The organism is Frankia sp. AgB32, from assembly GCF_023243045.1.
Taxonomy (GTDB): Bacteria; Actinomycetota; Actinomycetes; order Frankiales; family Frankiaceae; genus Frankia.
Genome location: NZ_JALKFX010000042.1, coordinates 1 through 19,770, shown reverse-complemented (window position 1 = coordinate 19,770; position 19,770 = coordinate 1). Strand labels below are relative to the sequence as shown.

Genomic DNA, 19,770 nt, shown 5'->3' with positions numbered 1-19,770 from the left:
GCGCCAGGACTCCCACCCGCCGAGAGGGCTCGGACGACAAGGGCCGGGGACCCGGTCAGGTCGGATGTCCCGGACGCATGTCCCGGACATCTCAGAAGCCGAGCTGGTGGAACGGACCCGCAGCGGCGCCGCCGACCGTTCGACGACGAATGCCGTGTGGTCGCCCACCTCACGGCGAACCCGGATCGGTCCGGCGAACCACGCACGCGGCTGTTGGAGGATCGGTAGGCCGAAGGGGCCCTCCCGCCAGCCCTGTCCAGGCATCGTGTCCGACGCTCCTCCGATCGGCCCGGCCGGTCAACGAGTTGCCGCGGGTCGCGCTCGGCGCGTGGACGATCAGCTGCTGGTGGCAGAGCGGGGCTTCGGACCGGTGGACCGCATGTTGACGAGACGTCCGAGCAGCTCGAACCAGAACGGCGCGCCCGCGGTGAGGGCGAAGCACGCGATCGCGATGCCCAGGATCTTCACCAGCCAGCGTTCCACCGACCGGGGCACCTCACGGGGATCGTCACGGTCGTCGGTGGCCCGGATCCAGCCGATCGGTAGCGCGAGGCCGGAGGCGCTTCGCACTGCTCGAATCGCTTCTTCGGTGGCATCCGCTGCCTGCGACTCCGTTGCGTCGCCGGCCCGCGGATCGCCCGTGCCCGCCGACCCGTCGGCCCTCGCGGGAGCGGACTGAACCACCTGGCTGGCGGTCACCGCGGCCTGACGGACCGTGCCGTCCTGCCACAGGGCGCGGGCGATGCCGATCGCGTCGAGGTTGAACGCGGCGGACAAGGCGAGTGCGTAGCAGAGCAGGAACACGGCGACGCGTCGCTTGTACCAGCCCGAAAGGCGGTCCATCGCCTGGTCGTACCACTTCGCCAACTCGGCGATGATCTTCTCTCGGTCTCCGCCGGTGCGGACCACTGCGGCTGTCAGCGCGTTCTTCGCCAACGAGGGCGGCATGGCGGCCAGCCCCTCCTCGAGGGTCCCGACCGCCGCGGAGCCAACGGCGGCTACCAGGGCCGCGGCGATCACGCGGCCGGCCGCGTGATCCGCGGGGAGCGCGTCGTACAGGGCCTCGGCGGTGGTCCCGTTCAGGACGCGGGTCGCCGCTTCGTAGGCCGCCTCATAGCGGGAGCGGTCGTCCGCGGACGTCTGGTCCGGCAGGGTCTGCGGGCGAAGCTGGGTCAGCATCGCCCGGGCCGGCGGATCGACGCGGTCGACCAGGGCCTGTGCGAACACGGTGGACGGGACATAGGACGGCAGCCGCAGGCGTCGCGCGCGTCGAACCGCGGCCCATCCGCCGCGAGCCGGTGGATGATCGGCCATGTTGGCGGAGCCGTTGTCGTCGCCCGCGGTGCGCAGCGCCCGCAGGGGTCCGTCGAGCAGTTCCGATGCCAGATCGGCACCCGCGTGGCCGTCCGGACCGGGCTGCGGGCCGCCGGCGGCCCGGCCTCCCAGCAGCCGGCGCAGCTCTGCCTCCAGCCGGCGGCCGCGATAGTTCAGCAGGCCGAGCACGGCCTCGTTGAGGCGGGAGACCGCCAGGCTGAACGCGGCGAACAGCAGCGCAAGTCCGATAAGAACGTCCAACGCGGACGAGTCAGGCATCCACATCTCCCGAAAGCGCGCCGTCCGGAACGGTCGTCAGCACCGCTGACCGCCGCCTGCCAGCGCCTCCAGACGGACGGCGCATTTCTACACCAGGGCGCCGAATTGCCACGCAGTGGCGCCTCATGGCGCCGTGAACCGCACGGCCGGTCACGTCGAGCGCATCTGCCGCGGGGCAACCGACCTCGCGGAGCGGAACCACCACGGCAGGACCGCCGGACGAAGGCGCCCGACGCCGGTCAGCGGGTACACCGCAGGGTGAACGCGCCTGCGACGTTCGCGAAAACCGTTGCAGGTCAACTCCCCCACGGCCACGCAGCGACGACGCGGGCCGGGCTCGCGCTGGTGCCGCCGCAGTGGCCGACGGCCGGGGTACAGCGGCCTGCCCCACCCGAGGCCGGAGGATCGGAGCGTGATGGTGCGTCGCGTCGCGTCGTCCGGGGCTCCCGACGCGGAGCCGATGCCCGCCCGGATCGAGCCGATGCTCGCCACGCCGGCGCTGACCGCACCGGATGGGCCGGACTGGGCCTACGAGGTCAAGTGGGATGGTGTCCGTCTGCTGGCCTTCGTCGACGGAGGGCGGGCCCGCCTGCGCACACGCAGCGGGCTGCCCGTGTCCGCGGTCCTCCCCGAGCTTGGCGCCCTCGGCCCGGCGCTGGACAGGGCACAGGTGATTCTCGACGGAGAGGTCGTCGCCTTCGGCCCGACGGGCAGTCCTGACTTCGAACGGCTGAGTCATCGCGTGCACGTCGCCAGCCCGGCGCTCGCCCGCCGGGGCGCTGCCGCGATCCCGGTCCGCTACCTCGTGTTCGACCTGCTCTTTCTCGAAGGGCATTCCACCATGGGGTTGCCCTATGCCGAACGGCGCGCGCTGCTGGCGGCGCTCGCCGGGCCCGGCCGGCTGCACCTGTCCGAGGAGCTGGAAGGAACGGGCCGCGAGGTGCTGGCCGCCACCGGCCAGGCGGGGCTGGAGGGCGTCGTCGCGAAACGACGTGGCTCCCTGTATCAGCCGGACGTCGCTCAGCCGACTGGGTGAAGATTCGGCACACCCGACGTCAGAGCGTCCTCATCGGCGGTTGGGAGTCGGTCTTGGTCGCCGAGCGGACCAGATCGGCGCGCTGCTCGTCGGCACCGCAGCGCCCAGCGGTCCGCGCTATGCGGGCCAGGTCGGCTCCGGTCTCACCGAGGCGATGCTGGATCGGCTGGCCACCGCCCTGGCTCTCCTGCGCCGGGCCGACCCGCCCTTCCGCGACGTTCCCGCCGAGGTCGGCCGTACGGCGGTCTGGGTGGAGCCACAGATGATCGCCGACGTCGAGTTCGGCTCCCGGACGACCGAGGGACGGCTGCGCCATCCCATCTTCAAGGGGCTTCGACTCGATCTGGCGCCCGCCGACACGCATCGTGACGTACAAGGGTGACCTCCCGACTCCCGCCGGCCGGGCGGCAGCACGGTGCGTCCCGACGGCTCGGACCGACCCCGGCCTGCGGATGGGACCGGTCCGAGCGCCTCTTCCGCCGGGCGACGGCGGCACGCGCGTTGGTCAGCCGGTGGGTGGCTGGTCGAACGCGCCGGTCGGACCGTACGCGGCCGCCTCGATGTAGATCATCGGACGGCGGTCGGGGTCCTGCAGCGGCCGCAGCGGTGAGGTGGTGCCGCGGTGGCTCGTGCCCTGTTCCCAGGCGGTGAACTGGCTCATGCCGGCCCAGGCACTGACCACCACGTGGTGGCGCGGATCGGCCGCCGATCGCTGCAGTGTGTTGCCGAGCAGGCCTTCGGTGCCGACCAGCTTCGAGCTGATCTCGTGGTAGGCCCGCTCCACGGCGCCCGGGTCGTCCGGCGGATCGATCGCCCAGATCATCACCCGGACCGTCGGCTCGGCGACCACGGCTAGCCGACCGCCGCGACCGGCGCGGTGGCGGCGGCGCCACACAGATGCGTCAGCACGCTGCCCGTGACCATGGAACCGCTGGCCCGCAACGGGTGCAGGGCCTGCCGGTGCTTCAGATGCCGGTCGCTGCGTTCGAACTCGCGGAACTTGGCCTCGTCGACCCAGTCACTGACGATGTAGTAAGTGCTCGACTCCTCCTCGGAGCGGACCAGCCACTGGCCGAGGTTGGCGGGATGGGACGTGACCACGTCGCCGATGTTCAGCCAGGTGCGCTCGAACTCGGCCTCGCGGCCCGGGTGGATCCGCATCGTCAGCATGATCCGGAAGGGCGGGGTCGCGGTCATCAGATTCCTCCGTCGACGGTGAAGGTGGCGCCGTTCACATAGGACGAGACGTCACTGGCCAGGAACAGCACGACCGCGGCGACCTCGTCGGCCTCGCCGAGCCGGCCCAGCGGGATGCGGTTGGTGTACGCGGCCCGGGCCGCCTCGGGCATGCCGGCGGCCTGATCGGTCTCGATGACGCCTGGGGAGACCAGGTTGACCCGGATGCCCTTGGCGCCGAGTTCCTTCGACAGGGACCGGGTCAGCCCGATCAGGCCGGTCTTCGCAGCGGTGTAGTGGGCGCGCAGCGGCACGCCGACGAGCCCGGCGCCGGAGCCGATGTTGACCACCGAGCCCGAGTCGCCGAGCAGCGGCAGGGCGCCCTGGGTGACCAGGTGGGTGGCGGTGAGGTTGGTGGCCAGCACCTGCGTCCAGGCCTCGATCGGCAGCTGGGCGTACGGGATGTGACTGATGGTGCCGACACTGTTGATGACGATGTCGAGGCCGCCGAGGTGGGTGCCGGTGGCCTCGATCAACTCCCCGATCTGCGCCGGATCGGCCACATCGGCCTGCACGAGCAGGTGGTCCTTGCCGGTGGCCTTCAGCTCGCGGCGCAGGCTCTCGGCCTCCTCGCTCTCCCGCTGGTGACCGACGACGACCGTGGCGCCGGCTCGGGCGAGACCGAGCGTGACGGCTCGGCCGATGCCACGGGTACCGCCGGTTACCAGGGCTCGTCGCCCGGCCAGGTCTGGGAACATCGCTGTCTCGTCTCCTGAGTCAAAAGAACAATCGGGTTTCGGACGTCGAAGGATCGGGATCGGAATCGGGCCGGCACGTGCGGCGTCAGGGCAGGGCAGGGCCGGGCCCGGAGGGCAACCTCGGCGCGTGAGGTCAGCCCTGCTCGACGGCACGCAGCACGAGGCTGCTGTTGAACCCGCCGTAGCCTCGGGCGTTGACCAGCACGGTCCGCACCCGGGTCTGGCGAGGCTCCCGCACCAGGTCGAGACCGTGATCGGGGTGCGGGGTGTCCAGGTTCCCCACGGCGGGGATCACACCGTCCCGGATCGACAGCAGCGCCGTGGCCGCGGCGAGCGCCGAGCCGCCGGCGCACAGCCGGCCGATCAGGCCCTGGGGCGCTGTCACGGGCACCGGCCGGTCGCCGAACACCGCGCGGATCGCCGCCGCCTCCCGCGCGTCGAGGTCGACGGAACCGGCACCGTCGGCGAAGACGACATCGATGTCGTCAGGTCGCAGGTCGGCATCGGCCAGCGCCCGCCGCATGGCCGTCGCCAGCCAGCGGCCGCCCGCCACGGGCCCGCGGTCGTCGCCGCCGTCATGCGTGGCGGCGTAGCCCGCGATCTCCCCGTAGATCCGGGACGCTCCCCGCGCGGCCGCCGACGCCGGGTCCTCGACGAGCAGACTCGCGCCGCCCTCCCCGGGCAGGTAGCCGTTCGCCCGCGCGTCGAACGGCTTGTAGCCGTCGGCGGGCGACGCCGCGGTGCTCACCCTCCCGCTGGAGAGATGGCAGGTCAGCGCGTACGGCGTGAGCCCCGCCTCGGCGGCGCCGGCGAGGACGGCGGAGGTGCCGCGGCGGACCGCCCGCCTGGCCTGGGCGAGGCTGTCGAGCCCGCCGGCACCATCACTGACCAGGACACCGGACGGCCCCTTGAGGCCGTGCCGGATGGACGTCTGGCCGGTGGTCGCCGCGTAGAACCAGGCGATCGACTGGTAGACGCTCACGGCGGTACGTCCCCGTGTCCACAGGCGTTGCAGTTCCCGCTGCCCGAAGTCGTTGCCGCCCGAGCCGCTGCCGAACACGACCGCCGTCGCGTACGGATCGTGGGCGGCCGGGTCGTAGCCGGCATCGGCGAAGGCGAGCCTGGACGCGGCCATCCCGAACCAGGTCCAGCGGTCGGTCTGCACGAGGTACCGCTTGTCGACGTGCTCCTCCGGCGTGAATCCGACGACCTCACCGGCGAGGGTTGCGTCGTAGCGGGCCGGGTCGAACCGGGTGATGGGGGCGACGCGCAACTCGCCGCGCAGCGTCGAGGCCCAGTACTCCTCGACCCCGATGCCGCTGGGCGCGACCACCCCGAGGCCGGTCACCACCGGCCGGGACGTTGGCGACCCCGGCTCGCGCGGCGCCGGCGCCGGTGCGGGTGCGGGTGCGGGTGCGGGACGTTCCCCGGCGTGCGCGACAGCGGCTCCGGCGGTCGCGCTCACCGGTTCGGCCCGGTGAGGACGACGGCGGACTGGAACCCGCCGAAGCCACTGCCCACCGACAGGGCGACGTCGACGGCGTGGTCACGGGCCACGTTCGGCACGTAGTCCAGATCGCAGACCGGGTCCCTCGTCGTCCAGTTGGCCGTCGGCGGGACGACGTCGGTCTCGATGGTCAGGGCGCAGGCGGCGATCTCCAGCGAGCCGATGGCGCCGAGGGAGTGGCCGATCATCGATTTGATCGAGCTGACCGGCACGCCGTAGGCCCGCGGACCCAGGGCCCGCTTGAAGGCGGCCGTCTCGTGCCGGTCGTTCTGCTTGGTACCCGAGCCGTGTGCGTTGACGTAGTCGATGTCGTCGGGGTTGACCCGCGCGGCCGACATCGCGATCCGGATCGCCTCGGCCATCTCGGCGCCGTCGGGCCGCAGGCCGGTCATGTGGAACGCGTTGGACCGGGACGCGTATCCGGCGACGTGGCAGTAGACATGCGCGCCGCGGGCACGGGCCGCGGCCGCGTCCTCCAGGATGAGGACCGCGGCGCCCTCGCCCATCACGAAGCCGTCCCGGCTGGCGTCGAAGGGGCGGGAGGCGTGTTCGGGATCGTCGTTGTGCTGCGTCGTCGCCCGGATCGCGTCGAAGCAGGCGACGGAGATCGGGGAGATCGGCGCGTCGGAGGCGCCGGCGATCACGATGTCGGCCTCGCCGTCGGCGATGAGCTGCGCGCCGTGTCCCACGGCGTCGATGCCGGACGTGCAGCCGGTGGAGACCACCGCCGCCGGCCCGTGGGTGCCGAACCGGTCGGCGATCTCGGTGGCCAGGCAGCTCGGCACGAGCGCGTGGTAGAGGAACGAGCTGGCGTAGCGCGGGTCGACCTCCCAGTGCCGGCCGGAGTCGGACACGACGACGTACTCGTTCTCCAGCCGGGTCGTCGCGCCGACGGCGCTGCCCATGCTCACGCCCACGACCGGGCCGGCGTCGTCGTCACCGAGCCCGCCGGTGCCGGCGGGCCGCAGGTCGAGGCCGCTGTCGTCCACCGCCTCCAGGGCCGCGGCCAGGGCCAGCTGCACGAACCGGTCGTTGCGGGCGACCTGCTGGGCGCTCAGGCCTGCCGCCGCCGGGTCGAAGTCGCATTCGGCGGCGACCTGGGAGCGGAACTGCGCGGGGTCGAAGAACGACAGCCGCCGCGTCGCGGTGCGGCCGTCGGTGAGCAGCGTCCAGAACTCCTTGCGGTTGGTCCCGCCCGGGGCGACCACCCCGATGCCGGTGACCGCCACCTCGCGCGGCGGCCTCACCGCCGGGATCCGGGCGGGAGCGCCTCGGCCCACGGGCCGGAGCGGATGATCGGCGTGTGCGCCGCGTCCGGGTTGAGCACCGCTTCGGTGTCGACGTGGCCGAGGTCGGGACGGGGCGCCAGCGGGCTGAGGTGGAACACCAGGAACGCCGTCTGGTCGCCGTCGTTGGTGATGCGGTGACGCATCCCGATCGGCACGCAGACGCCGTGCTCCGCGGGCAGAGCGTGGTCCTGGCCGTCGAGGCGTGCGGTCACGGCGCCGCGCACGCAGTAGAGGAACTCCTCCGAGTAGGGATGCCAGTGCTCGGTCACGAACTCGCCTGGTTCCAGGGTGAGAGTGCCGAGGAATCCGGACGTCGAGCCGACCGTCGCCGGTGACAGCAGCGTGCGGATGTCGCCGCCGCGGCGCCGGTTGGGGGCGACATCGTGGATGCAGAGGACCTTCGGGGGCGCGATCGCTGGGGATGCCATCGGGGCCGTCCTCCTCAGACCTGTTCCGGCACGGGGGCGGCCGATGTGTCAGCGAGCAGTGTGGTCGAGCCGGCCGCGGCGGCCCGTTCGACCTTGTCCCGGATCACCGCCATCTCCCGCGCGGTGTTCGTGTTGAGGCGATCGGTCATCTGCTCGTCGTTGCGGGGCGCGGTGGGCCGCAGATGGAAGTCCTGCACCCAGCGCATCCGGGTACCGATGCCCTCCGGGGCGTAGGTCCAGTGAATGTGCATGTACTCGAACGGGCCGGTTTCGATGCGGTGGGCGCGCACCTGTCGGCCGACCGGGTCGAGTGTGCGTTCCGACACCCAGCTCCACACGGTGCCGTTCTCGTCCGGGCGCATGGTCAGCCGGAACCTGAAGGTGTTTCCGGTCACCTCGATGATCTCGATGGACGCGTACTCCGTGAACAGGTCCGGCCACGACTCCAGGTCGTTGGTCATGGTCCAGACGGTGTCGATGTCGGCGTTGATGAGGATTGAGTTGTCGGTGTGCCCACTCACAGCTACTCCGCGGTTAGGAAAGGGAATCCGGGACGGACGTCGGGTACGGATACACAGGTGTCACGGCGTGGTAGGTGCAGGACAGAAGATCGACGGGGTGGATGTTCGGATCAGACCGGCTCGCGCTCCCCGAGGGCCGCGTTGACGGTGTCGAGGATCTCGGCGAGCGACTGCCCCGGAATCATCTCGGCGGGCAGGTCGACGCCGAACACGTCGGCCACCTCGGCGGACAGGTGCAGGTATGCCAACGAGTCGAGACCAATGTCGGTCAGGCTCACCATGAGGGTGCTCGGGCGGTCCTCCTGCGGGAGTCCGACCTGGTCGACGAGGAAGTCGAGGAGTGCGTCGGCGGTCCATTCCTGGGGCATGAAAAGCTCCTTGCTGGATCGTCCTGGGGCTGCTCGGGCATGACTTCTCACGGAACGGGGGGCGCCGGGTGGGGCGACGGACCGGGCCGGCGAGAATCGGCGGATCGCGACGAGACGCGGCGCGAAACCACCAGCGACCTCTATATGCGGCTCGCGGGAGATCGGGTGGACGGGGCGCCGCCACGCAAGGCGGTGGGCGCGCGCGGGCCCCACCGGTCCCGCGGTGGAGCGGTCAGTCGGCCGACCAGTGGTAGAAGCTCCGGGCCATCGCGTCGGCCGGGCCGCGCCAGGTCGCCGGGTCGTAGGCGGTGATGTACTGGTCCAGCTTGCGGTTCACGTCGACGAAAAGCGGATGCTCGCGCACGTTCGCGACCGCCGGCGCGACGTCCGCCGAGGCGTCGATGAGGTGGAAGTACAATCCATGAAAAGTGAAAAGCTCACGTCGGGTGACACCGACGATCACGGGCAGCTCGCCCGCGTCCGACTCCGCGAAGGTCTCCGCGACCGCATCGGCGTCGGCGGGATTCATTCTTGCCACGATCAGAGTGCGATGTGTGCGTTTTCCGGGAGTGGTGGCGGCCGAGGTTTGCGATCCGGCGGCTGCGGGCACTACATGCTCCTAGTAGGGTGCTGGGCCAGGGCCGTCGGACACGGGCTCGTTTCGGCTGCGGCGACGAAACGAGGGCGCGGCGGCTTGGGCGGCACTGCGGGGTCTGCGCAGCGCGGGATCTGGCGGTGCGGCGGCATAAGGCACGACGGCGTGGCGGTCTGACGGTCTGACGGTCTGCATGGCGGACATGCGTGCGTCGGCGTCGTTGCCGGAGATCACACGCTGCACAGGGTCGGCTGGTCGGAACAGGCTCGCGGGCACGCCGGTCACGCGACTGCCGGACGTGCCTTCGCGACCACCCGTTCGAGGTGGTCTCTGCTGGGCTCATCGAGAGCATGCGGCCAGAAGCTGCCGGCGTCCCGGAAACTGTCTGGCAACAAACTGCCCCGGCAATCAGGTGCCAACTGGTACGCATGCAGAACACAACCCAGCAAAAACGCGACCGGTTGAGTTCAGCCCGGTCCGGGCGTGCGTGTGCACGCCCGGACGCGATCAACCAGCGGCCGGCGCCAGCGGGGTCAGAGCCAGCCGCGGCGGGTCGCCAGGGTGCCGGCCTGGAATCGGCTGCGCGCGTCGAGGCGCGTCATCAGGTCCGCGATCATTCGCCGGACGGTGCGCACGGACACGCCGAGGTGACGGGCGGCCGCCTCGTCCTTGACTCCGAGGCTGAGCAGTCGCAGCAGCAGTCGTTCGGAGTCGGACGGATTGTCCGCGGCCTCGGGCGCGGACGCGTCGGCCAGTTCGCCGCTGATCGGCTCGGCGATCTCCCAGACCTGCTCGAACAGGGTTCGCAGAACGGAGGCGAGTTCGGGCGTGCGCACGAGGAGGGCATGACCGCCGCCAACGCCGCGACCGCCACCACGGCCGGGAGCGGCCCCGAGGGCGGGGCCGATGAGGGCGATCCGGCCGTCGACCGTGGTCGCCTCGAGCCGCGGGTCATCCAGCAGACGGGCGTCCATCCCGTGCGCGGCGACGGTGCGCAGGTAGCCGACGCCGTTCTCGTCCTGGCGGGTGGCGCGCGGCAGTACGCTACGCATCACCACACCTCGCCGCAGCGCGCGCAGCTCCACCGGCATGACATCGTTGGACAGCGTCGATGCCGCTCGACGTCGGATACGCAGGGTCAGGACCTCACGTTCGGCCCGTCCGACGATCGCCAGCAGCTCCGCCCGCGCGTGGTCGACGCTGTCGATGCGCTGCACCTCGACGCCGTCCGGATCCGGTCGGCTCTCCAGGTAGTCGGACACGAAGACGCTGACCTGCGCGCGTGCGCGCACCAGCCGCTCATGGCGCCGGATGAGTTGTTCGTGCTGGGCTTGGAGCAGATGGTCCAGACCGGCCTCGGGGTGCACCGCGACGAAGTGACCGGGCCGTTCCCGCGAGGCGAGCAGCAGCCCCAGTTCAAGCAGACGATCACGGGCCTGACCGACGTCGCGCGCCGGCTCTCCGAGAAGCTCCGCGACATCGGCCACACCCAGCGAACCGTGACGCAACCAGAGCCGGTAGGCGGACAACGCGACGCCGTCGAGGCCGAGAAGATCAAGCACCGTGCCCTTCCCCGGAGCTGGTTCGTGAGTCTCTCGACGAGGACCGGTCGCCCAGCTCGTCCCCACCGCGAGGTGTGTGGTGTTACCGGTTGCCCCCCGGCCGTCGGCGACGGCGCTCACCCGGACCGTTGGGGCAGCGCCGGCCGGCCCGACTGCTCCGCCGAAACCACGTCGAGGGCGTGGCGAACCAGGGCGACCAGCGCCTGGCGGACCGACTCGCGCTGGCGGGCGTCACAGAACACCAACGGCCGGCGGGGGTCGAGGTCGAGCGCCGCCCGGACGTCCTCGCCGCGGTACTCCCGGGAACCGTCGAACCGGTTCAGAGCGACGAGGAACGGGATGTCCCGCTCCTCGAAGTAGTCGATGGCTGGGAACGAGTCCGCCAGCCGACGGGTGTCGACGAGCACCACCGCGCCGATCGCGCCGAGGACCAGCTCGTCCCACATGAACCAGAACCGGTCCTGACCGGGCGTGCCGAACAGGTAGAGGATCACGCTGTCGACGAGGGTGATCCGACCGAAGTCCATGGCGACGGTGGTCGTGGTCTTCGAGGTGACCGAGCTGGTGTCGTCGATCCCGATGCTCGCCGAGGTCATCGCGGCCTCTGTGGTCAGCGGTGGGATCTCGCTGACCGCCCCGACGAACGTCGTCTTCCCGACCCCGAACCCGCCGGCGATAATGATCTTTACCGGGTGCAGGGACGTCGCCGCCTCCGGCGGGCGCGTTCTAGAGGGCCTGTAGTCCATCGAGCACCCTTTCGATGAGGGCCGCGGAGGGGCGGTCCGAGGATCGGGCCGGACGGGTCACGGTGACCAGGCCGGCATCGAGCATGTCGCCGACGAGGACGCGCACGACCCCGAGCGGGAGGTCCAGTCGGGCGGAGATCTCCACAATTGACTGCACCCGATGGCACAGCAGCGCGATCGCGCGCTGCTCCGCCTCCAACGTGGCGGTCATCAGCCGCCCGTTGGGTGTGGTCATCACGAGGGCAACCAGATCCAGCGCCCGGTTGGTCGGCCGGGTCCGGCCCCCGGTCACGGCGTAGGGACGGACGACCGGACCCGCCTCTTCGTCGAACCATTCCTCGTCGTACGACATGCCGGTCCTCCTGCCTGGAGAGTTCTCTGCGGTCCGGTCGGCGCGGGCAGGAGGTCGACCGGCGGGCCAAACCCGCCGCCGCACCCCCGCCGGCCGTCATGGGTCGGGTCGCTACAGCGGGAGCGCGGACTGCATCTGCGCGCGCAGTTCCGGGGTGAGGAACTCGCCGACCCTCGTCACCAGCAGGGCCATCTCGTAGGCGATGAGGCCGATGTCCGCGCCGGGGCTGGACAGGATCGCCAGGCAGGAACCGTCGCCGACGGCCGTGACGAACAGGAAGCCCTCGTCCATCTCGACGATCGTCTGCCGGACGCTGCCACCGCCGAAGAACCGGCCGGCTCCGCGGGCGAGCGAGTTGAAGCCGGAGGCGACCGCCGCGAGCTGATCGGCCGTGGTCCGGTCCATCCCGTACGACGTCGCGAGAAGCAGGCCGTCCGAGGACAGAGCGATCACGTAGGTGACTTCCGGCACCTTCTTGACGAGGTTGTTGAGCAACCAGCTCATGTTCTCGGACGGTCCCAGCGGGCGCATCTCAGGTCACCTTTCCTACGTCATCGCCGTCGTTGGAGTCCTGGCCGTCCGCCAGACCGCGACCGAAGTTGCTCTGGAAGGACGACATCATCGTGCGGATCTCTTCCGGGCTGCGGTGCGCGGCGAGCGGGGCGGGGCGCTCGCTGGCGGCGTCGCGGCGAAGCTGGGGGGCGAGGCTGGCCCGCCGGGTCCGCTTCGGCAGACCGAGGTCGGTCTGCTCCTCACCGCGCTGGCCGTCCTCGGCCGCGTCCCCGCCGTCGCGCCCGCGGCCGGCCCGCCGGTGCAACGGGACGACCTCGTCGCCCGGGCCGGTGGCGCCGGGTCCCGCGGGGCCACCGCGACGCGGGTCGGGCTGGCGCGGGCCGGTGGTGCGGCTCAGCGGCGAGGTCAGCGGGTCGTGGCGACCCACCTCACCCGGGCGCGCCGACCTGGCGGGCTGGTCCCCCGGTCCGGGGTTGCCGAACCTGGAGGCCGGCGGGCCGGCGCCCAGGGCACCGTCGCGGGCGGGGGACCCATAACCGGCCGGGTCGTAGCGGCCGGGATCCGGGAAGTTCGCTCCCTGGCCGGGTCGCACCGCGGGCCCGGCCGGCACCGCGGCCGGTTCGACCGGCGCGCGCCCGTCGTCGGCGGCTGCCGGGTCGGCGAAACCCGCTGGATAGCCGTTGCCCGGGCGGGCCCGACGGCTGGGCAGCTGCGGCAGATCCCCACCTCGCGGTCCCCGGTCCAGCTCGCCCGCGCCGAGCGCGGCGGCGTCGCGGCCGATCATCCGCGAGCGGCGCTGATCGCCGCCGGTCGACGGGTCACGGTCGACCGAACCGGGTTCACCGTCGACCGCCCGCTCGGACTCGGCGGCCTCGCCCGGGACGCGGGTCGGGCCGTCGGAGCGCCGGCCGCCGGCGCCGGGGTGCGAGGGTCGGTCGGCGACGAACCAGTTCGACCGGACGGTGGCGAACACCGGCAGGTCGTCGAGGAGGGTCTCGTCGGCGCCCGTGATCGACTCGGGCATGTAGGTGGGCTGCGGCGCGGTCAGGGGCCCATCGGCGAGCGGATCCACGGGGATCTGCTCGGCTGGCACCGGCTCCTCGGCGCGCGGCACGTCGGCGAGTGGCACGGAGGCCGGGCGCACGCCGTCCGCGGGGTGCTCGTCGGCGTCCATCGGCGGAGCGAGATCCAGTCGGCGTTCCCCGCGGCCCGCGCGCCGGCGCTCGGTCGGGCGCAGCGCGTTCGGCCGGGACTCGTCGGAGTGGGGCTGGCCGGAGCGGGACTGGCCGGAGCGGGACTCGTCCTGACGGGGATCGCCGGGACGGGGCGCGGCCGGTCGCGGTTCGTTGGGCCCGCGCTCGGCCAGGCCGTCCTCGTCAAAGGGGGGGCCGTCGAGCGCGGGCACGGCCGGCGCGGGCAGCGAGCGGACGGTCGCGCCGCCACTCGTCGGGCGCCCGTCGCCGTCCTCGTCGGACTGGCGCAGCAGGCCGGTCGGGACCAGCACGATGGCCATCGTGCCGCCGTACGGCGAGGGGCGTAGTTTCACCGAGACCGCGTGCCGGACGGCAAGGCGGCCGACGACGAACAGCCCGAGCCGCTCGCTGGTCGACAGGTCGAACGGTGGCGGGTCGGACAGCCGCTCGTTGATGGACTGGAACTCCTGCGCGCTCATGCCGAGGCCGCGGTCCTCGACCTCGATGACGAAGCCGTTGGAGACCTCGTGCCCGTTGACCTGCACCGGGGTGTGGGGCGGCGAGAAGGAGGTGGCGTTCTCGATGAGCTCGGCGAGCATGTGGATGACGTCACCGACCGCGTGGCCGCTGATGGCGCCGCCGTCGATGGGCATGACCTTGACCCGCGTGTAGTCCTCGACCTCGGCGACGGCGCCGCGCACGACATCCTTGATCTCGACCGGGCGGCGCCAGCCTCGGGCGGGCTTGGAGCCCGACAGGACGATGAGGTCCTCCGCGTGGCGACGCATGCGGGTGGCGAGGTGGTCGAGCCGGAACAGTTCCTCGAGCTCGTCGGGGTCGGTCTCCTTGCGCTCCAGGCCGTCGATGATCTTCAACTGGCGGTGAATGAGCGCCTGGCTGCGTCGGGCGAGGTTGAGGAAGGTGTCACCGATGCTCTTGCGCATGGCGGCCTGTTCCACCGCGGTGCGCACGGCCACCGCATGCACCGTGGAGAACGCCTCAGCGAGCTGGCCGATCTCGTCCGTGCTCTTTACATCGACGGGGAATATCTCCGCGGTCATCTCGACCTGTTCGCCGCGGTGAAGCCTCTCGACAACCCCGGGAAGCCGGTCGGTGGCGACTTCGAGCGCGCCCTGTCGCAGGGTACGCAGATGCCGGATCATCGGACTCGCGACGAGCAGCGAAATGGCGATCGACAGGAATAGGACCAACGTCACACCAATCCCGCCGAGCAGTGCGTTGCGGGTAGCTGAACTAGAGATGTCCGAGCTGGTCGTACCCAAATCGTTGGCGATCCGGAGTTCAACCTCGTGCAGTGCGTCGATCTTTACCCCGACGGCCTGGAGCCAGGCCTGCTGGGTGGTCGTCACGGGTTGACCGGACACCACTGCGTTCACCGTCGTGTCACGAATAGCCGTCGCGGCCGACAGTGTACGGCCGACGGTGGCGTTGTAGTACGCCTGCTCGTCCGCGGTCGCGGTGGTGCGGAACTGCGTCAGCCAGGCGTCCTCGGCACCGGCCGAGCTCTCGATCTGGTGCAGGGTGAGCTGGTCCTGCTGACCAAGAATGATCACGCGGGCGACGGCGCCGCGCTGCTGTGCGGCTTCTTCCTTGGCCTGCGAGATGCTGGCGAGCGTGGCCGCCCCGTTGACCAGGGCCGCGCTGTGGCTGCCGAGCGCGACGCGGCCGTTGAGTGACAGCAGGTCGTCGACCAGATCGTTGTAATAGGTGTTGTTCTGATCGACCCGCGCCTCGCGCGCGTCGATCGCCCGCCGTTGCGCGGGGAGCTTGTCCAGCCGGGTCGAGATCGCCGCCAGCGTCGTCGCCAGCGGGTCCCGGGCGCTCGACGGCAGGCCCGACTCACCCGCGCGGTAGGTCGCCAGCGCCTGGTCGACCGGGACGCGCGCGTCGACGGCCAGCTGCCCCTGGGGGGTCGCCAGATAGCTCGAGCCAACGTAGGAGTTCGTGGCGAACCGCTCGGTCTGCAACGCCGCTACCAGGTCGTTTGCTTTGATCGAGAAGCTGGCCAGCGACTTGATTCGGTTCGCGGCCCGTACGTTGTCGACGTTCCCCCGCACCTGTATCACGCTCAGCACCGCCAAGGCGGCCAGGGGGACGACGAGAATCACCACGAGCTTCGAGCGGATGGGCCAATTCTGGAGCATCCGGTCCTCTCGTCCGGCACCCGTCAGGTGGGCGCCTCATGTGCGGGGTGAGTGGTTCGACTTCAACGGGACTTGCCCCAGGAGGACCACACACGACAACGCTTGGACCGACGCATTGCCGACTTGGCCCGGGCATCGGGCGATTGACCTCGGGGCGAGGGCTAACTCTAGCGGGGGATTCCAGGACGGGTGTTAGGGGCTTGTCGCTTCAACCAAAAAGCAACGACAGGGTCGCAGGCCGTGACGGCATAAGGGATGCCAGCTGCCGATTATCACGAACGGCAGTGAGATCCAGGGTAGGCGGTCCCAGGCAACGCCCAGCCGCCAAAGCGAGCACGCAGCAGCGGTAACCAGCACGCACTCACCCGACTCCGCAGTTCCTGGCGGCGCGCCAGATAACCGGATTCGCGACAGCGACAACGCGCACCCATCGATATTCCGAGAGGCACATCGATGAACCGCCGGACGCACAGCCGTCATCCATCGACGACGAGAACCGGCAACCACCCACCGGCCACGCCTCTTACCTTGCCGTGAAGAGCAATCAGGCTACGTCGCCACGCCCGCCCGAAGCCCGAAAGGAGAGATCTGGAGCAGGTGCCCGGTTACGGCGGATTCAATCCGCCGGCCGCCCACCTGCCCGCCTGAGCCGGCAGGTCATCCCTGCCCGGGCACGGCGTCGCCCGGCGGTCGCACCCGGTGGACCAGGGCCGCCTGGCCGGCGGTGGCCACCAACGCACCCGCGGCGTCGTACATCCGCGCCCGGAGCTGGGCGACGTTGCGGACGATGGCCTCCACCCGCACGTCGAGCAGGATCCACTCCCCGACCGGTGCGGCGATGACGCGCAGCTGGTTGTCCAGGCTCGTGCCCATCGACATGTCCCCGATGGCCTCGATCAGGCCGACCGGAGTGAAGTCGGCGAGCAGTGCCAGCGCGGCACCGGTCAGCGGCAGCGGCGGCACCAGGCGCAGCCACAGGGCGCTGCGGCCGGTGCCCGGCGTTCCGTCGAGCACGGTGCGGGGCGGCCTGGCCCACCGCTGCTCGACCAGGGAGAGCACGCCATCGCGCGGAAAGGTCAACCAGGCCGGGTACTCCCGCGGCGGGCAGTCGAGCGGGTCCGGAGCCCAGGAACCGGACGGGGCGAACCGGGTCACCGCCCCGGTCGCCCGGCCGAACGTGCCACCCGCCCGGAACACCGTGCGCCCCTCCGCCGTCGCCCGGACCGCGGCCTGGGACAGTGCGCCCCCGTCGGCGCGCAGCTCGACGGTCGCGCCGGCATGGACGGGGCCGACGAACTGGGCCTGGGCCCACACGCACTCCCGGGCGCCGCAGGCCTGCGCGAAGGCGATGGCGGCGGCGAGGCCACAGCCGCCCCACAGGGTCCTGCGGGCGTTGAGCAGGTGTGGTGCCGCGACGAACGCGCCCCGGCGGGCCTCGGCATCCACGGTGAGACCGAGCAGATCGGCGGCGGACGTGGCGTCCCGGCGCGGGTCGCGCTCCGCCCATGCCTCGGTGATCGCCGCCGCCTGCTGGCGCGGCAGGGGCGGCTCGGCACGCCCGGCGGACGCGGCCGTCGCCAGAGTGCGCGCCCCCACCGGCGGCCCGCTGGGCGATCCGGGTGAGATGCCGGGTTCACTCGGGGCTGTCACCCTGACATTCTGCCAGGCGGGTCAGCCTGACCGGTCCGGCCACCGTCGACCCGCGGCAGGCCACCGCGGCGCCCGTCGGACGCCGCCGCCCGCGGACCCGGGCAGCCGGTTCGCGTCGCCGCGGACAGGGCATGCCGAGGACCGTGACCAGCTCCCTGCCGCACCAGCGCGAGCAAGGGGACCTCCCGCGTCGGCGCTGGCGGCGCCGGTTGTCCCGCGGGTCGGGCGGATGGCCGCCGGCGCGCAGCGCCCTCGGGCTGCGCCGGGTGCTCGCCCTGTTCGGCCTGCTCTTCTGCGGGGTGACGGCCGTCCTGTTCGCACGGGCGGGCAATCCCGGTGCCGCCGCGTTCCTCGCGCTGCTGGCCGCCGTGGCCGTGGTCGATCTCGTCGTGATCCACCGCCGGGCCCACGGGACGGCGCGACGGCGCCGGTGACCGCACGGGGCCCAGCCGGGCCGCGGTCGGGGCGCCCTGCGCCCACCCGCCACGCGAGCGCCCCACCCGGACCGGACAGCCCGTGCCGTCCTCCCCCGCGGTCTCGGCCCTCGCCGCGGGTCATCGGCCGCGCCGCGACACATAGGGTGTCCGAGAAGCCGGACGATCAGTCCGCAGCCGCGAGTCCCCGGGGACGGGGCGACGACCGTTCACCGGGCCGTCCGGGTGGGATGGTCGGTGCGCAGGCGGGTCAGGGAGGGACGGCGCTCGATGGACGACGCGGTGGCCCCCGAGGGCGCGACCTACGAACGCGGGACCGCCTTTCCCCGGGGGACGGCGGACGAGCCAGGGCTGCGCCAGGGCCTGCGCCGGATGCGGCTGATCGCGACGGGACTGCTCGCAGTCGTCGTGACCGTCTACCTGGCCGCCCAGGGCTGGCGCAGCCACGGGGGGCCCGCCTGGGCCGGCTACGTGGCCGCCGCCGCCGAGGCGGGGGTCGTCGGCGCGCTGGCCGACTGGTTCGCGGTGACCGCGCTGTTCCGCCATCCCCTCGGGCTGCCGATCCCGCACACCGCGATCATCCCGCACCGCAAGGACGCCCTCGGCCGCGGCCTGGAGAACTTCGTCAGCACGCACTTCCTCGCCGAGGACGTCATCCGGGAGAAGATCGACGGCATCGGGGTGGCCCGGCGGGTGGGGACCTGGCTGGGCGAGCCGGCGCATGCCGAGCGGGTCACCACCGAGGTCGCCGAGCGGCTGTCCGCGGCGATCGCCGGAATGAACGACGACCTCGTCGGCGAGATCGTCGAGAAGGCGGTGCTGCCGCGGATCGTCGAACGGCCCTGGGCGGGCGTGCTGGGCACGGCGCTGCAGCGGGTGCTCGACGATCGCCTGCACCACCGGCTGGTCGACGTCCTGGTCGCCGAGATCCAGGACTGGCTCGTGCGCAATCCGGAGACGTTCACCCGCCTCGTGCGCGATCAGGCTCCGGCCTGGACGCCGCAGTGGCTGGACGAGGCGGTCTCGGCCAAGGCGTACGACAAGGCCCTGGAGGCGCTGGCGGACCTGCGGGCCGACCCCGACCACCGGATTCGCCAGACGATCGATCGGTTCCTCGGCGATTTCGCCGGCCGGCTGCGCACCGATCCCTGCCTCGGCGAGCAGGTCGAGCAGATCAAGCAGCGCCTGCTGGGGCACCCGGAGGTCGGCCGGGCGGTCTCGGCGATCTGGGCGACGACGCGCACGATCCTGCTGGACCTCACCACCGACCCGCAGAGCACCGTCCGGGTCCGGGCGAGCTCCGAGCTGGCCGCGTTCGGCCAGCGCATGGCCACGGACACCGTGCTCGCGGCCACTGTCGACCAGGGGGCCGCCGACCTCGCCACCCGGGCCGTCGGACGGTACAAGGGCGACATCGCGGCGATCATCGGGGACACGGTGGCGAGCTGGGAGCCCGCGGAGACCTCGCGGCGCATCGAGCTGCACGTCGGCCGGGACCTGCAGTTCATCCGGATTAACGGAACGGTCGTTGGTGCGCTGGTGGGCCTGCTCATCCACACGGTGACCGAGCTCGTCTTCTGACCACCTTCGCGCGACGTGCCGGCCACCCTGCGCATCCCCGGGTGCGCACGTCTGGAACCATGTGGCACGGAGAGCCCGGCCCACTGTGCGGGCCACGACGACGTTGACCGGGATGGGCGCGCAGTGCAGCACCGGCCAGATTCCCAGGGCCCGGACCGGGGGGTGGGGGCGGGCGCCCCCCCGGCCCCGGCGGGGGGCCCCGGCCCCGGCGGGCGGGGCACCGGGGGGGCCGCCCGACGGCTCGGCACGGCGCTGGTGGCGGCCCACGGCGAGCCGTTGCCGACGCCCAGCGGTGGCCTGACC

The 19,770-nt window shown here is 72.0% G+C and carries 20 protein-coding genes and 1 pseudogene; 5 read left to right on the top strand and 16 right to left on the bottom strand.

Annotation, left to right across the window (positions count from 1 at the left end):
- Positions 1 to 336: 336 nt before the first annotated feature.
- Positions 337 to 1,593, bottom strand: a complete 1,257-nt coding sequence (locus tag MXD60_RS14795; RefSeq protein ID WP_248819644.1) for a hypothetical protein — start codon at positions 1,591 to 1,593, stop codon at positions 337 to 339.
- A 415-nt stretch (positions 1,594 to 2,008) separates the two neighbouring features.
- Here MXD60_RS14795 and MXD60_RS14790 point away from each other — a divergent pair, with 415 nt between their 5' ends.
- Together MXD60_RS14790 and MXD60_RS14785 are read left to right on the top strand one after the other, a co-directional pair.
- Positions 2,009 to 2,629, top strand: coding sequence for an ATP-dependent DNA ligase (locus tag MXD60_RS14790; RefSeq protein ID WP_248819667.1), 621 nt, complete (start codon positions 2,009 to 2,011; stop codon positions 2,627 to 2,629).
- 40 nt (positions 2,630 to 2,669) lie between these two features.
- Positions 2,670 to 3,011, top strand: a complete 342-nt coding sequence (locus MXD60_RS14785) for an ATP dependent DNA ligase (RefSeq protein ID WP_248819643.1) — start codon at positions 2,670 to 2,672, stop codon at positions 3,009 to 3,011.
- Between the two features lie 123 nt (positions 3,012 to 3,134).
- Here MXD60_RS14785 and MXD60_RS14780 read toward each other — a convergent pair whose 3' ends face one another.
- The 15 genes from MXD60_RS14780 to MXD60_RS14710 form a co-directional block, all read right to left on the bottom strand.
- Complete coding sequence (locus MXD60_RS14780) at positions 3,135 to 3,452, bottom strand: antibiotic biosynthesis monooxygenase family protein (RefSeq protein WP_248819642.1); 318 nt, start codon at positions 3,450 to 3,452, stop codon at positions 3,135 to 3,137.
- Between the two features lie 29 nt (positions 3,453 to 3,481).
- Positions 3,482 to 3,826, bottom strand: a complete 345-nt coding sequence (locus tag MXD60_RS14775; RefSeq protein WP_248819641.1) for an antibiotic biosynthesis monooxygenase family protein — start codon at positions 3,824 to 3,826, stop codon at positions 3,482 to 3,484.
- Positions 3,826 to 4,563 (bottom strand): SDR family NAD(P)-dependent oxidoreductase, encoded by a 738-nt coding sequence (locus MXD60_RS14770; protein WP_248819640.1) that lies wholly within the window; start codon positions 4,561 to 4,563, stop codon positions 3,826 to 3,828. The genes MXD60_RS14775 and MXD60_RS14770 overlap by 1 nt, the downstream gene beginning before the upstream one ends.
- A gap of 133 nt (positions 4,564 to 4,696) precedes the next feature.
- Positions 4,697 to 5,914: a beta-ketoacyl synthase N-terminal-like domain-containing protein gene (locus MXD60_RS14765; RefSeq protein ID WP_248819666.1), complete on the bottom strand. Its 1,218-nt coding sequence runs from the start codon at positions 5,912 to 5,914 to the stop codon at positions 4,697 to 4,699.
- 110 nt (positions 5,915 to 6,024) lie between these two features.
- Positions 6,025 to 7,326 carry a beta-ketoacyl-[acyl-carrier-protein] synthase family protein gene (locus MXD60_RS14760; protein WP_518467991.1) on the bottom strand — a complete coding sequence of 434 codons (1,302 nt, stop codon included), beginning with the start codon at positions 7,324 to 7,326 and terminating at the stop codon, positions 6,025 to 6,027.
- Positions 7,314 to 7,787: a cupin domain-containing protein gene (locus MXD60_RS14755; RefSeq protein ID WP_248819638.1), complete on the bottom strand. Its 474-nt coding sequence runs from the start codon at positions 7,785 to 7,787 to the stop codon at positions 7,314 to 7,316. Before MXD60_RS14755 ends, MXD60_RS14760 begins: the two co-directional genes overlap by 13 nt.
- Before the next feature lie 14 nt (positions 7,788 to 7,801).
- Positions 7,802 to 8,308, bottom strand: coding sequence for an SRPBCC family protein (locus tag MXD60_RS14750; RefSeq protein WP_248819637.1), 507 nt, complete (start codon positions 8,306 to 8,308; stop codon positions 7,802 to 7,804).
- 110 nt (positions 8,309 to 8,418) lie between these two features.
- Positions 8,419 to 8,676 carry an acyl carrier protein gene (locus MXD60_RS14745; protein WP_248819636.1) on the bottom strand — a complete coding sequence of 86 codons (258 nt, stop codon included), beginning with the start codon at positions 8,674 to 8,676 and terminating at the stop codon, positions 8,419 to 8,421.
- A gap of 232 nt (positions 8,677 to 8,908) precedes the next feature.
- Positions 8,909 to 9,220, bottom strand: coding sequence for a TcmI family type II polyketide cyclase (locus tag MXD60_RS14740; RefSeq protein WP_283098385.1), 312 nt, complete (start codon positions 9,218 to 9,220; stop codon positions 8,909 to 8,911).
- A gap of 584 nt (positions 9,221 to 9,804) precedes the next feature.
- Positions 9,805 to 10,833: a LuxR C-terminal-related transcriptional regulator gene (locus MXD60_RS14735; protein ID WP_248819634.1), complete on the bottom strand. Its 1,029-nt coding sequence runs from the start codon at positions 10,831 to 10,833 to the stop codon at positions 9,805 to 9,807.
- 116 nt (positions 10,834 to 10,949) lie between these two features.
- The gene (locus tag MXD60_RS14730) at positions 10,950 to 11,579 is read right to left on the bottom strand and encodes a GTP-binding protein (protein WP_248819633.1); all 630 of its coding nucleotides are present in this window, start codon (positions 11,577 to 11,579) and stop codon (positions 10,950 to 10,952) included.
- Entirely contained in the window at positions 11,560 to 11,931 is a 372-nt protein-coding gene (locus MXD60_RS14725; protein WP_248819632.1) for a DUF742 domain-containing protein, read from the bottom strand. Before MXD60_RS14725 ends, MXD60_RS14730 begins: the two co-directional genes overlap by 20 nt.
- Before the next feature lie 111 nt (positions 11,932 to 12,042).
- Positions 12,043 to 12,462, bottom strand: a complete 420-nt coding sequence (locus MXD60_RS14720) for a roadblock/LC7 domain-containing protein (protein ID WP_248819631.1) — start codon at positions 12,460 to 12,462, stop codon at positions 12,043 to 12,045.
- A gap of 1 nt (position 12,463) precedes the next feature.
- Positions 12,464 to 15,802: a nitrate- and nitrite sensing domain-containing protein gene (locus tag MXD60_RS14715; protein WP_248819630.1), complete on the bottom strand. Its 3,339-nt coding sequence runs from the start codon at positions 15,800 to 15,802 to the stop codon at positions 12,464 to 12,466.
- 657 nt (positions 15,803 to 16,459) lie between these two features.
- Complete coding sequence (locus tag MXD60_RS14710) at positions 16,460 to 17,452, bottom strand: thioesterase family protein (RefSeq protein ID WP_248819629.1); 993 nt, start codon at positions 17,450 to 17,452, stop codon at positions 16,460 to 16,462.
- 143 nt (positions 17,453 to 17,595) lie between these two features.
- On the opposite strand from MXD60_RS14710, the gene MXD60_RS14705 reads away from it, so the two are divergent.
- The 3 genes and pseudogenes from MXD60_RS14705 to MXD60_RS14695 form a co-directional block, all read left to right on the top strand.
- Positions 17,596 to 17,886: a DUF6343 family protein gene (locus MXD60_RS14705; protein WP_248819628.1), complete on the top strand. Its 291-nt coding sequence runs from the start codon at positions 17,596 to 17,598 to the stop codon at positions 17,884 to 17,886.
- A gap of 270 nt (positions 17,887 to 18,156) precedes the next feature.
- Positions 18,157 to 19,467, top strand: a complete 1,311-nt coding sequence (locus MXD60_RS14700; protein WP_248819627.1) for a DUF445 domain-containing protein — start codon at positions 18,157 to 18,159, stop codon at positions 19,465 to 19,467.
- A gap of 123 nt (positions 19,468 to 19,590) precedes the next feature.
- Positions 19,591 to 19,770, top strand: a pseudogene (locus tag MXD60_RS14695) (hypothetical protein); the annotation flags it as partial.

Coding starts and splice junctions, on each gene's coding strand:
- MXD60_RS14775 (WP_248819641.1), bottom strand. CDS start 3,826: ATGACCGCGACCCCGCCCTTCCGGATCATGCTGACGATGCGGATCCAC.
- MXD60_RS14755 (WP_248819638.1), bottom strand. CDS start 7,787: ATGGCATCCCCAGCGATCGCGCCCCCGAAGGTCCTCTGCATCCACGAT.
- MXD60_RS14730 (WP_248819633.1), bottom strand. CDS start 11,579: ATGGACTACAGGCCCTCTAGAACGCGCCCGCCGGAGGCGGCGACGTCC.
- MXD60_RS14795 (WP_248819644.1), bottom strand. CDS start 1,593: ATGCCTGACTCGTCCGCGTTGGACGTTCTTATCGGACTTGCGCTGCTG.
- MXD60_RS14745 (WP_248819636.1), bottom strand. CDS start 8,676: ATGCCCCAGGAATGGACCGCCGACGCACTCCTCGACTTCCTCGTCGAC.
- MXD60_RS14720 (WP_248819631.1), bottom strand. CDS start 12,462: ATGCGCCCGCTGGGACCGTCCGAGAACATGAGCTGGTTGCTCAACAAC.
- MXD60_RS14715 (WP_248819630.1), bottom strand. CDS start 15,802: ATGCTCCAGAATTGGCCCATCCGCTCGAAGCTCGTGGTGATTCTCGTC.
- MXD60_RS14700 (WP_248819627.1), top strand. CDS start 18,157: ATGGACGACGCGGTGGCCCCCGAGGGCGCGACCTACGAACGCGGGACC.
- MXD60_RS14770 (WP_248819640.1), bottom strand. CDS start 4,563: ATGTTCCCAGACCTGGCCGGGCGACGAGCCCTGGTAACCGGCGGTACC.
- MXD60_RS14780 (WP_248819642.1), bottom strand. CDS start 3,452: ATGATCTGGGCGATCGATCCGCCGGACGACCCGGGCGCCGTGGAGCGG.
- MXD60_RS14790 (WP_248819667.1), top strand. CDS start 2,009: ATGGTGCGTCGCGTCGCGTCGTCCGGGGCTCCCGACGCGGAGCCGATG.
- MXD60_RS14725 (WP_248819632.1), bottom strand. CDS start 11,931: ATGTCGTACGACGAGGAATGGTTCGACGAAGAGGCGGGTCCGGTCGTC.